General features: G+C 69.6%; 11 protein-coding genes. 7 read left to right on the top strand and 4 right to left on the bottom strand.

Annotated elements, in window-relative coordinates; genetic code table 11:
- Window positions 1–28: 28 nt before the first annotated feature.
- The 3 genes from FHG54_RS15425 to FHG54_RS15415 are packed head-to-tail and all read right to left on the bottom strand — an operon-like array spanning window position 29 to window position 2,847.
- Window positions 29–682: a response regulator gene (locus tag FHG54_RS15425; protein WP_139418053.1), complete on the bottom strand. Its 654-nt coding sequence runs from the start codon at window positions 680–682 to the stop codon at window positions 29–31.
- Complete coding sequence (locus FHG54_RS15420; protein ID WP_139418052.1) at window positions 679–1,863, bottom strand: sensor histidine kinase; 1,185 nt, start codon at window positions 1,861–1,863, stop codon at window positions 679–681. Before FHG54_RS15420 ends, FHG54_RS15425 begins: the two co-directional genes overlap by 4 nt.
- Window positions 1,864–1,872: 9 nt before the next feature.
- Window positions 1,873–2,847: a hypothetical protein gene (locus FHG54_RS15415; RefSeq protein WP_139418051.1), complete on the bottom strand. Its 975-nt coding sequence runs from the start codon at window positions 2,845–2,847 to the stop codon at window positions 1,873–1,875.
- A 161-nt stretch (window positions 2,848–3,008) separates the two neighbouring features.
- On the opposite strand from FHG54_RS15415, the gene FHG54_RS15410 reads away from it, so the two are divergent.
- The 4 genes from FHG54_RS15410 to FHG54_RS15395 all read left to right on the top strand — a co-directional run bounded on the left by FHG54_RS15410 (window position 3,009) and on the right by FHG54_RS15395 (window position 7,817).
- The gene (locus tag FHG54_RS15410; RefSeq protein WP_232331378.1) at window positions 3,009–4,409 is read left to right on the top strand and encodes an APC family permease; all 1,401 of its coding nucleotides are present in this window, start codon (window positions 3,009–3,011) and stop codon (window positions 4,407–4,409) included.
- Entirely contained in the window at window positions 4,406–5,386 is a 981-nt protein-coding gene (locus FHG54_RS15405) for a cyclase family protein (RefSeq protein WP_139418050.1), read from the top strand. The genes FHG54_RS15410 and FHG54_RS15405 overlap by 4 nt, the downstream gene beginning before the upstream one ends.
- A 63-nt stretch (window positions 5,387–5,449) precedes the next feature.
- A complete protein-coding gene (locus tag FHG54_RS15400; protein WP_139418049.1) occupies window positions 5,450–6,280 on the top strand; it encodes an aldo/keto reductase in 831 nt (276 codons plus the stop codon).
- 61 nt (window positions 6,281–6,341) lie between these two features.
- Window positions 6,342–7,817 carry an MFS transporter gene (locus FHG54_RS15395; RefSeq protein WP_139418048.1) on the top strand — a complete coding sequence of 492 codons (1,476 nt, stop codon included), beginning with the start codon at window positions 6,342–6,344 and terminating at the stop codon, window positions 7,815–7,817.
- Window positions 7,818–7,903: 86 nt separating this feature from the next.
- On the opposite strand, the gene FHG54_RS15390 is transcribed toward FHG54_RS15395, so the two are convergent.
- Window positions 7,904–8,506 carry a hypothetical protein gene (locus tag FHG54_RS15390; protein ID WP_139418047.1) on the bottom strand — a complete coding sequence of 201 codons (603 nt, stop codon included), beginning with the start codon at window positions 8,504–8,506 and terminating at the stop codon, window positions 7,904–7,906.
- A 209-nt stretch (window positions 8,507–8,715) separates the two neighbouring features.
- On the opposite strand from FHG54_RS15390, the gene FHG54_RS15385 reads away from it, so the two are divergent.
- From FHG54_RS15385 to chvE, 3 genes are all read left to right on the top strand, one after another.
- Window positions 8,716–9,753: a LacI family DNA-binding transcriptional regulator gene (locus FHG54_RS15385; RefSeq protein ID WP_168197235.1), complete on the top strand. Its 1,038-nt coding sequence runs from the start codon at window positions 8,716–8,718 to the stop codon at window positions 9,751–9,753.
- Window positions 9,754–10,034: 281 nt separating this feature from the next.
- A complete protein-coding gene (locus tag FHG54_RS15380; protein ID WP_139418046.1) occupies window positions 10,035–10,760 on the top strand; it encodes an L-ribulose-5-phosphate 4-epimerase in 726 nt (241 codons plus the stop codon).
- Between the two features lie 83 nt (window positions 10,761–10,843).
- A complete protein-coding gene (gene chvE / locus FHG54_RS15375; protein ID WP_198165922.1) occupies window positions 10,844–11,914 on the top strand; it encodes a multiple monosaccharide ABC transporter substrate-binding protein in 1,071 nt (356 codons plus the stop codon).
- The last annotated feature ends 71 nt before the right edge of the window (window positions 11,915–11,985 follow it).

Genomic DNA, 11,985 nt, shown 5'->3' with positions numbered 1-11,985 from the left:
GCACCGCAGCGCTCGATGCGCACGTACGTCACTGATCGGGCGCGAGTCCGTTCCGGTACGCCCAGATGGCGATCTGCACGCGATCACGCAGCGCCAGCTTGGTGAGCACGTGACCGATGTGCGTCTTGACCGTCGCCTCGGCGAGATGGACGGCGCGAGCGACCTCGGCGTTGCCGAGGCCGCTCGCAACGAGCCGCACGATCTCGAGCTCGCGCCCGGTCAGGGCCGCTTCGGCGGCGGCACGCTGGCGGGGGTCGGGCATCGCCGGGAGCATGAGTGCGAGGAGCCGGCCCGTCGTCGAGGGGGCGAGCACCGCGTCGCCGCGATGCACCGCGCGAATCGCGGCGGCGAGCTCGTCGACGGAGGCGTCCTTCACGAGGAAACCGGATGCTCCGGCGCGGAGCGCCCCGAACATGTACTCGTCGGCGTCGAACGTCGTGAGCACGAGCACCCGCGTACCGCCTCGGAGTTCGAGGATCTCGCGAGTGGCGTCGATGCCGTCGAGCTGCGGCATCCGAATGTCCATCAGCACGACATCGGGCGAGTGGCGGGCCGTCTCTCGCACGGCGTCGACGCCGTTCCCGGCTTCGGCGACGACCTCGAGGTCGGGCTGGGCGCCGATGCTCGCCACGATGCCGGCGCGCACGAGGGGTTGATCGTCGGCGACGAGCACGCGGATCATTCGGTGAACTCCTGCTGGGTCGCCACGGTCGAGGGAACGATCGCGGTCACACTGTACTCGCCCTCATTCGCGTCGTCGATGATGACGGTGCCGCCGATCGGACGGAGCCGTTCGCCCATGCCCTGCAGCCCCATTCCGGGCTCGACGGTATCGGGCCGGGGTCGCGCCCGAACCCGGTCGTTCGCGATGTTCACCGTCAGTTGCCCGCGCTCCCACCGCACCGTGACCGCGACGGCGGCGCCGGCGTGCGCGTGCTTCGCCACATTCGTCAACGACTCCTGCACGAACCGGTAGATCGCCAACTGCGCTGCGGAGCCGATCGGCACCGGTGTTCCCTGTGTCGATTGCGTGACGTCGCTGCCGAGCGCGCGCGCCTGTTCGATCAACTCGGGAAGCTCGGCGAGGGTGGGCTGCGGGCGCGGCCGTGCACCGGGCCCGTCGTCGCGGATGTCTCGGAGCAGGCCCCTGATCTCGTGCAGCGAATCGCGCGCGGTGTCTTCGATCACGCCGAGTGCCGCTCCCGCCCGTGCCGCGTCGAACCGGGCCACTCGCGCCTGACCGATGATCACCGAGAGCGAGTGTGCGAGCACGTCGTGCATGTCGCGCGAGATGCGTGCGCGCTGCTCGTAGGCCGCGAGCGCCTCGCGCTGCGCATGGTCGCGACGTTCGGCTGCTGCGCGCTCTTCGGCGACACGGGTCGCGAGCAGCTGTGCTCGCCGAAGGAGGCCCATCGTCCATGCGCAGAGCACGACCGCGGCGAAGAGCAGGAACAGCAGCCAGGGTGCCGGTCCGAATCCGGAGTCGACGATGCTCGGGTCGGCGGCGTACCGGGCGGCTGCAGCCGCGGAGCCGGCGAGCCCGATCGAGAGCGGCGGCCAGCGCGTGCCGTAGGCCGTCGCCGCGTACAGTGCGATCACGAACACGAGCGAGGAGGGCAGCAGGAAAAACAGGCCGGTCACGACGACCTCGCCTCCGAGCGCCGCCGAGATGACGAGCAGCGCGCCGAGCGGGTGCGCGCGGCGCCACACGAGTGCGGCATGCGCGACGACCGCGAGCACCAGCACGATCCACGCGGCGGGCGCGGGAATGGAGCTGAGTGCGATGACCGCCGTCAACGGGAGCAGCGCGATCAGCGCGGCCACGGCGATGAGCACGTCCTGGCGGGTCGGCTTCCGGGTCACGGGTCCAACCTATTCCGCGGCGGTCCGCTCGGTAGGAGGTGCCCCGGCACGTATCGCATCCGCTCGCTCGACGAGTTGTGCTCGACGGGAGCGGCGATCGTCGACGAACGCGAGCGTCGCGACGAGCGTCACGAGTCCGAGAAGGAGCCACGTGGCGTAGACGCACGACACCAACAGCGTCGCTCCACCACTCGTGAACGAGACGGAACCTGCCGCGACGCCGGTCGCCTGCGCGAGCAGCCCGAAGACCATGAGGAACCCCATGCTGAGCAGCGCCATCGACGCGATCCAGCCGCCGGTGATCAGCAGCCACGCGGGGAGGGGCAGGGGCAGTGACGAGGTCAGCAGGAGCACGAGGAGGAGTGCGGCGCCGAAGGCGAGGAGTTCCATCACCGGGAAACCTGCGCGGTCGGCGGCCGCGCGGCCCGAGGCATCCTGCGCCCACCACACCAGCTTGAGCAGTGGGTAGGGAACGGTGAAGGCGACGGCGCTCCACGCGAGAGCGGTTCGCATGAACGTGGATGTCGCGGGGCGGGTGCCCTCGGGGGTGCGCTCCTTCCTCGCGCGGAGGCGGGATGTCCAGAGAACCGTCGCGAGAGCGGCGAACAGGCTCGCGGCCCGCGCGAGCGCGCCCGGCCAGTCGACGGTGGCGAACTCGCCGGCGGGAATCCCCGTCGCCCGGAAGAACGCCCGGAAGCCGTCGAGGATCACTCCGCCGGAGGCGCCGAAGAAGAACACCGCGGCGGCCCAGCCGAGCACGCCCCCGCCTCGCCTGCGACGGGGCGGGGCGGCGGACCTCTCCGCCAGGAGTGCCACGACGAGCAGAGTCGCCGCGATGAAGGTGAGCCAGCGGGGTGGGAAGATCCGTGCGTAGTCGTCGGTCGGTCCGATCGTGAGGGAGACGGCAGCGGTGACGATGGCGAGTGCCGCGGTTCCGATCGCCGCGGCGGGTGATGCGTCGGTTTCCAGCTGTTTCGTGGTCATGTGTCCAGCCCACGCGACGCCGGCTCGCGGCGCATCCGTCGAGGGTCGCGACCCGCCGCGACTTCGGTCTCGCCGTCCCATCCGAGCCTCTGGCAGAATTTCGACGAAAGGTGGCATTCCTGCCAGGAGCGCACGTCGGTGGGATGTTCCAGAATGAGCGAGTGACCTCGAATCAGACCGTCGTGGCGAGTGGCGCGGCACCGCTCGTGAGCGCAAGCGCCGCAGCATCCGACACCTCGACGACCGCCGATCCCGCACCGCATCGTGGCCGCCTCGGCCTCGTGCAGGGCACCGCCCTCTACATCGCGAGCGTGCTCGGCTCGGGCATTCTCGTATTGCCGGGGCTCGCGGCTTCCGCAGCGGGGCCGGCGTCGGTCGTCGCGGTCGCCGCGGTGCTCGTGCTCTCGATACCGCTGGCGGGCACCTTCGCGTCGCTCGCCGCCCGGTATCCCGATGCCGGGGGTGTGGCGAGCTTCGCACGCCGTGCGCTGGGCGACACGATGGCGCGCATGACCGGGTACTGGTTCTACTTCGGCGTCTGCTTCGGCGCCCCGGTGCTCGCCGTGCTCGGCGGCGAGTACGTCGTCGCGGTGCTCGGCATCGATCGTTCCGCCGTGCCGATCATCAGCCTCGCGGTCTTCGCGCCCCCGTTCATCGTCAACTGGTTCGGCGTGCGTGTGGCGGGCTGGGTGCAGTTCGTGCTCACCGGGCTCCTGGTCTCCGTCGTCGTCGGCGTGGTCGCGGTCGCATTCCCGGCCGCCGAGGCATCCAACTTCGCGCCGTTCCTGCCGAACGGCTGGGGCGGGGTCGGCGTCGCGATCAGCCTCTTCGTGTGGGCCTTCGCCGGCTGGGAGGTCGGCACGCACATCGCGGGCGAGTTCAAGAACCCGCGCAAGATCATCCCGCTCGCCACCGGCATCGCCGTCGTCGTGGTCGGCGCCGGATACCTCGCCCTGCAGGTCGTCACGGTCGCGGTGCTCGGCGACCGGGCCGGCGAGGGGCAGGTACCGCTGCTCGATCTCGTCGAGACCACGGCGCCCGGCATCGGACCTGTGCTCGTCGCGATCGTCGCGGCGATCGTCACGCTCGGCGTGATGAACGCCTACCTGCCTGCCTTCGCCAAGCTCGGCGCCGCACTCGGACGCGACGGCGACCTGCCGAGGTTCTTCGCGAAGGGTGCCGCCGACGGCGAGGTGCCGCGACGCGCTCTCGCCCTCACCGGCGTGCTCGTCATCGGCTACTTCTGCCTCATGCTGGCGAACGACCTCGACCTCACGGGCTTCATCCTCATCCACACGAGCAACATGGTCGCCATCTACGCGGTGGGCATGCTCGCCGCGACCCTGCTGCTGCGGCGCTGGTCGTTCGGCTGGTGGCTCGCGGTCATCGCGACGGTCATGACCGCGGGGCTCCTCGTGCTCGCCTGGGCGAACCTCATCGTGCCGCTCCTGCTCGCTGCCGCCGCAGTGCTCGTGACCGTCGTGCGGCGTGTGCGGGCGCGCCGTCGCAGCACGCAGATCGCAGCGCCGACCGACCGCCCCGCTACCGAGGTGCTCCGGTGACCGAGTACCGCGCCCGCTTCGATGCCGATATCTCCTTCGTCAACGGCGGCGGGCTGCACGCCGAGGCGTTCCGGCTCGACCTGCCGTCACCGCAGCTCACCGAAGCGCAGATCGGCGAACTGCTCGTGCGCCACCTCGGCCTCGCACTCGTCGGCAGCGTCGAGTTATCGAACCTTTCGGTCGTCGAAGAGGCGCACCGGGGATCGAGGGGCGCAGGCGCCGAGGCCGGCGCGGGCGGGGGCGCCGACGCGAGCGGGGGCGCCGACGCGGGCGCCGAGGCATCCGCTGCGCTGAACACTGCGCAGCGCGGTCGACTCGTCGATCTCAGCCACGTGATCAGCGAGGGGCTCGTGACGTACCCCGGCCTGCCCGCGCCGCAGATCACGCCGCACCTGACGCGTGAGGCGTCGCGCGACCACTACGCGCCGGGCACCGAGTTCGAGATCGACGTCATCGCGATGGCGGGCAATACCGGCACCTACCTCGACAGCCCGTTCCACCGGTACGCAGGCGGGGGCGACCTCGCGAGCCTGTCGCTCGACACGCTCGTCGGCATCCCCGCCGAGGTCTTCAGACTGACGGATGCCGCGGAGCGCGGTATTCCCGCAGCGGTCTTCTTCGACCGCGAGCTCGCGGGCACCGCGGTGCTGCTGCACACGGGCTGGAGCCGTCACTTCGGGCGACCCGAGTATGCGCACGGCGCGCCGTTCCTCACCGAGGCCGGTGCACAGCACCTCGCCGACGTCGGCGTCGCGATCGTCGGCATCGACTCGCTCAACATCGACGACACCGAATCGGGCGGCACCCGGCCGGCGCACTCCATCTTGCTGGCGGCGGGCATCCACGTGGTCGAGCACCTGACCGCGCTCGCAGAGGTGCCGGTACGCGGTGCCCGCTTCACGGCCGTGCCGCCGCGGGTCGCCGGCTTCGGCACCTTCCCGGTGCGCGCGTTCGCCGAGGTGCCTGCCGCAGACTGAGTTCGTCGATTCGCCGGGGCGTCGCATCTGGCATCCGGTGCTCGCGTGCGTGAGGATGGACAGATGATCGCTCCTTCGTACTCCCTCCGCGACGGCAACTCGATTCCGGCGGTCGGGCTCGGCACGTATGGACTCGACGACCAGGTGGGCATCGACGCGATCACCGCGAGCATCGCCGACGGCTATCGCCTCATCGACACCGCCTTCAACTACGGCAACGAAGAGGCCGTGGGCGAGGCGGTCCGCCGCACCGACGTCGATCGCAGCGATCTCGTGATCGCCACCAAACTGCCGGGCAAGCACCACGGCTTCGACGAGACGATCGCGAGCTTCGAGCAGTCGCGATCGCGACTCGATCTCGACTGGGTCGATCTGTACCTCATCCACTGGCCGCTTCCGCGCCTCGGCAAGTACCTCGACAGCTGGCGGGCGATGATCTCGCTTCGCGAGAAGGGCCTCGTGCGCTCGATCGGCGTCTCGAACTTCACGCCCGAGATGCTCACCCGGCTCATCGACAGCACGGGCATCGTGCCCGTCGTCAACCAGGTCGAGCTGCACCCGTACTTCCCGCAAGCGGAACTGCGTGCCTTCCACGACGAACACGACATCCGCACCGTGAGCTGGAGTCCGCTCGCCAAGCGCACCGAACTGCTGCAGGAGCCGGTCATCACCGAGATCGCGGCCGCCCACGGCGTCTCCCCGGCACAGACGGTGCTGCGCTGGCACGTCGAGCTCGAGGCGGTGCCGATTCCGAAGTCGTCGGATGCCGCGCGCCGGCGCGAGAACCTCGACGTCTTCGGGTTCGCGCTCACGACCGAAGAGGTCGATGCCATCTCCGCGTTGTCGCGAGGGCGCATCTGGGGCGGCGACCCCGACACGCACGAGGAGTTCTGAGGCGCGGCGGCGCCCCGATCCGCTTGAGGTCAAGCGCACTTGAGGTCGTAGGCTCGGCAGAGTGACCGACCCCTCTGTTCCGACGCCGGCGACCGACCACGAGGCGGCGAGCGGCGCTGCCGGCGCGAGCACGCCGGCAGCCGAAGCATCCGCTGCGCCGACGTCGACGCCGGCGTCGGGGCCGACGCTGAGGCCGGCGCCGGGGCCGTTGTCGATGCCCTATCGCTGGCTCTCGATCGGCATGTTCTCGCTGATCTTCCTCGCGGCGTTCGAGGCGATGGCCGTCACGACGATCATGCCGCTCGTGGCCGAGCAGCTCGACGGTGCGGCGCTCTTCGCGCTCGCCTTCGCCGTGCCGCTCGCCGCAGGCATCATCGGCATGGTCATCGCGGGCAACTGGACCGACCGTTCCGGGCCGATCCCATCGCTGCTGGTCTCGGCGGCGCTTTTCGTCGTCGGGCTCGTGATCGCCGGCACCGCGGTGAACATGGAGGTGTTCATCGTCGGCCGATTCCTGCACGGACTCTCGGGCGCCGCGGTCATCGTGCCGCTCTACGTCATCGTGGGCCGGGTCTATCCCGAGCGGCTGCGAGCCCGCGTGTTCGCGGGCTTCGCCGCGGCGTGGGTGATCCCGTCGATCGTCGGCCCCGCGCTCGCGGGAATGGTGGCCGAGGCGCTGAGCTGGCACTGGGTGTTCCTCGGCGTGATCGTGCTCGTGGTGCCGGCCGCGGCGATGATGCTGCCGCCCGTGCTGCGCGTGCGCGAGCAGGTGCGCGGCGACCCCGCGGTGCAGTGGAGCATCAGCCGCGTGGGCTGGTCGACCCTCACGGCAACCGCCGCGCTCTCGGTCTCGCTCTCGAAGGAACTCGACGACCCCTGGCGCTGGGTCGTCGCCGTCGCGGCGATCGCGCTCGCGGCCTGGGCGGCCCGGCCGCTGCTGCCGAGGGGCGCCTTCCGCGTCGCTCGCGGCATGCCGGCGACGGTCATGCTGAAGCTCATCGTCGCGGGCGCCTTCTTCGGCAGCGAGATCTACCTGCCCTACCTCTTCATCGAGCGCTACGACTTCTCGCCGAGCCTCGCCGGTGCGGTGCTGACCGGCGCCGGCGTCTCGTGGGCCGCGGCGTCGTGGTTGCAGGGCCGACTCGTCGAGCGGGTGTCGAACACGCGGGTCATCGTGATCGGCACGACCGCGCTCGTGATCGCGCTCACGATCGTCTTCGTCGTCGCGCTGTTCACGCTCGCTCCGGCGATCGCCTTCGTGGCGTGGACGCTGGCGGGCGGGGCCATGGGTTTCATGTACCCCCGCTTCTCGGTCGCGGTGCTCTCGCTCTCGCCGGTGTCTGCACAGGGCTTCAACAGCGCCGCCCTCACCATCGCCGAATCGCTCGGCGCGGCCATCGCGCTCGCCGTCACGGCCCTCGTCTCGACCGCGCTGGGCACCGGCATGTTCGCGGCGGACTTCGCCGTCACGGTTGCGATCGCGCTCGTCGCGGTGCTGCTCGCGGCTCGCGTGCGGCCGGTCGGCAGCCGCGGCTGACCTGCAACTGATGGATGCCCAATGGCTCGCTTGCCGGGCGCTGCACCATCGGCAGAATTGCCGTAGGCGGGGTCAGCTCGGGCGGGTCACCGCGGGTGATGGGCGACCGGCGCCTCGATGCCGCGGCCGAGGAGGAACTCGAGCATCGGAATCGCCTGCTGCTCGAGCACAGGACCGCGCCCGAAGTCCCACTCGGCATCGAGTGCGCGCAGCGCGTGACCCGAGATGACCGCCCGGATCGGGGCTGGAGCCTTCGCCGCGAGGTAGAGCGCCACCGCGCCGCTCGTGCGATCGGGAAGGGCGGGGGCGGCGTCGACCTCGCGTGCCAGCAGAAGGTACCCCGCCACGGCACGTGCGAGCAGGCTTACCGGCGCGGGGCGGCCGAGTCGGATCGCCACGGCGTAGGCGCGCAGGCGGTCGGACGGCGATGCGGGTGCATCCGGTGATGCCGAGGCGGCCGCTGCGGGGGAATCGGCGTGCTCCGGTACGGGGTGACGCCGGGTGCCTGTGCCGCTGAGGAACCGGTCCGCGAGGCGGACAGCGGCCGCGTCGTCGACTTCTGCGGCGTCGAGCGCCACTGCGGTGCGATCGATCACGTCGGCGACCTCGTCACGGCAGTCGGACGACACGTCGAGCTCAGGCCCGCGGTCGCGCTGACCGAGCGGGAGGTATCGCATGAAGTCGGCCACTTCGGTCCTCGAGGCTCGGCGTACGCACCGATCCGGTGCTTGCAGCACGATACCGCCACTTCCGTATCCCAGCCCCTCGCAGAGGACGATCGTTCCGGTTCGCAGCGGCCGAACCGCGATGTGACCGTCACACATGTGACCGTCACATTCCGCGCCGGCATGTGCATAATGGAGGCGCGGGCGCGTGTGACCGTACACATGCCGAGAACATGATCGAGGCCGAAGTGTCCGAAGAGCAGGCGCAGCGCGGGCGTGCACCGAGCATCCGCGATGTCGCGCGCCTGGCCGGCGTGTCGCACCAGACGGTCTCGCGCGTGCTCAACCACCACCACAGCATTCGCCCCGAGACCAAGCAGCGCGTGCTCGATGTCATGGCCGAGCTGCAGTACAAGCCGAACCGAGCGGCCCGGGCCCTCGTCACGAGCCGCTCGAGGACGATCGGGGTTCTCTCGGCCTCGAGCACGCAGTACGGCGCGGCGTCGACCATCGCCGCGGTCGAGGCGGCGGCCCGCGTCGCCGGCTACTGGGTGACGACGGCGAACATCGAGGCGTCGGATGCTGCTTCGATCGCCGACGGGCTCGCGCATCTCGCGGCCCAGGGCATCGAGGGGCTGGTCGTGATCGCGCCGCAGGTACGCGTCTTCGAGACGCTCTCCGAACTCTCGATCGATGTGCCGTACGTGACCATGCAGGCGGCCGGGCATGAGGCCGGGCGAACCCTCTCGGTCGATCAGATCGCGGGGGCGCGCCTGGCCACCCGGCACCTCATCTCACTCGGCCACCGAAACATCTACCATCTCGCAGGACCGCAGGACTGGATCGAGGCGGAGGCGAGGATGCGCGGGTTCCTCGAAGAGATGAGCGCCCAGGACGTGGCGACGACCGCGCCGATCCTCGGCGACTGGACCGCGGACTTCGGCTACCACGCTGGGCGCGAACTGCTCACGGTGCGTGACTTCACCGCGATCTTCGCGTCGAACGACCAGATGGCGATCGGGCTCATGCACGCCGTGCGCGATGCGGGTCTCGACATTCCGGGGGACGTCTCGATCGTCGGCTTCGATGACATTCCCGAGGCGGCACACGTCTGGCCGCCGCTGACGACCGTTCGGCAGGACTTCGCCGAGCTCGGACGTCGCTGCGTCGCCCGGTTGCTCGGTGATCGCGACCCGGAAGCGGCGCAAGCTCTCGAAACGATCACGCCCGAGCTGATCGTGCGGGACTCGACCGGACGGCCCGCGTTCTGACCGACCAGCGCGGTGTTCCGGCGGAACCGGGCCGCCATCCCGCCCGAGCCGCGCCGTCATCTCCCGTCGTTACGATTCCGTGACCTGCCGATCTTGACAGGAATCTGCGTCATGGGGCTAACATGATCAGCGCCATGTGAACGGTCACATCACTCCGGGATCTCGGCACGCCACACCATCCTGACGAAGGAGTCACCCGTGTACCGCTCCGCCGCACCGACGACGCGAAACGATGCGTTCGCGCAGTCGGCCGACGAACCCACGATGGTGGCGGGGCGAGCATGATCACCTACGGACCGCAGATCGAGGTCGCCATCGCGAGGGTGCGTGCCGACGTCGCCCGGCTGCATGGCGAGCTGTCGCGCTACGGCCTGGTCGTGTGGACGGGTGGCAACGTCTCGGGCCGCGTGCCCGGCGCGGACCTGTTCGTCATCAAGCCCTCGGGCGTTCCGTACGAGGACCTCGCTCCAGAGAACATGATCCTCTGCGACCTCGACGGCAACGTGATCGAGGGTACTCCGGGCGCCGAGCGCAGTCCGTCATCCGATACCGCGGCACATGCCTACGTCTACCGCAACATGCCCGACGTGGGCGGGGTGGTGCACACGCACTCGACGTACGCCACGGCGTGGGCCACGTGCGGCGAAGAGATCCCGTGCGTGACCACAGCCATGGCCGATGAGTTCGGCGGCCCGATCCCGGTCGGTCCGTTCGCGATCATCGGCGACGATTCGATCGGTCGCGGCATCGTCGAGACGCTGACCGACCATCGGAGCCGTGCCGTGCTGATGCAGAACCACGGTCCGTTCACTATCGGCACCTCGGCGAAAGACGCGGTCAAGGCCGCCGTCATGGTCGAGGATGCCGCGCGTACCGTGCATCTCGCGCGGGAGGCGGGTGCGCTGATTCCGATTCCGCAGGAGTCGATCGATCGGCTCTACGACCGCTACCAGAACGTCTACGGGCAGGCAACGGACTCCCGTCGAACGACAATGACGTCCCAATGAAAGACACCAGGAAAGACACAGTGAAAGGAAACACCGTGAAGAACACGAAGAAGGTGCTTCTCGCAACCCTCGCGGCCGGCTCGATGCTCGCGCTCGCGGCATGTTCGGGGGGCTCCGGCGGAAGCGACGGCGGCGAGGGCGGCCTCATCGGCGTTGCGATGCCGACCAAGAGCTCGGAGCGCTGGATCCAAGACGGCGACGCCGTCAAGGAGCAGCTCGAGGAGCAGGGGTTCAAGGTCGACCTGCAGTACGCAGAAGACGACATCCCCACCCAGGTCTCGCAGATCGAGAACATGATCACGAAGGGCGCCGAAGCGCTCATCATCGCCTCGATCGACGGCACGACGCTCTCGCAGGTGCTGCAGGACGCGGCCGACGCCGACATCCCCGTCATCGCCTACGACCGCCTCATCCGCGACACGGAGAACGTCGACTACTACGCGTCGTTCGACAACTACATCGTCGGCGTGCAGCAGGCGACCTCGCTCCTGAACGGTCTCGGACTCACCGATCTCGAGGGGGAGCCGACCGCTGACGCCCCGGCCGGTCCGTTCAACATCGAGCTGTTCGCCGGTTCGCCCGACGACAACAACGCCACGTTCTTCTGGAACGGCGCGATCGACACCCTGCAGCCCTACATCGATGAGGGCACGCTCGTCGTGAAGTCGGGTCAGACCGACTTCGAGCAGGCCGCCATCCTCCGTTGGGACGGCGAAGTGGCGCAGGAGCGCATGGAGAACCTGCTGACGTCGACCTACTCGGACGGATCGACCGTGAACGCCGTGCTCTCGCCCTATGACGGCCTCTCGCGCGGCATCATCTCGGCGCTCACCGACGCCGGCTACGCCGTCGGCGCCGATTGGCCGATCATCTCGGGCCAGGACGCCGAGATCGACTCCGTCAAGGCGATCAACTCGGGTGAGCAGTTCGCGACCATCTTCAAGGACACGCGCGAGCTCGCATCGGTCGCCGTCGACATGGCGGCCGCGATCCTGAACGGCGAAGAGGTCGAGGTCAACAACACCACCGACTACGACAACGGTGTGAAGGTCGTGCCGTCGTACCTCCTCGAGTCGCAGATCGTCGTCAAGGACAACATCACCGAGGTCCTCGTCGACAGCGGCTACTGGACCGAAGAAGAGATCAACGGTTAGTCACTACCGGTTCACGGCGGCCGGATGACGCCATGTCCCGTGTGCCGGGGCCCGGGCGGGAGTACTCTCGC

This window comes from Agromyces laixinhei (assembly GCF_006337065.1).
Lineage (GTDB): Bacteria > Actinomycetota > Actinomycetes > Actinomycetales > Microbacteriaceae > Agromyces > Agromyces laixinhei.
The sequence above is the reverse complement of the archived record's forward strand: the minus strand, read 5'-3'. Positions and strand labels throughout refer to the sequence as shown.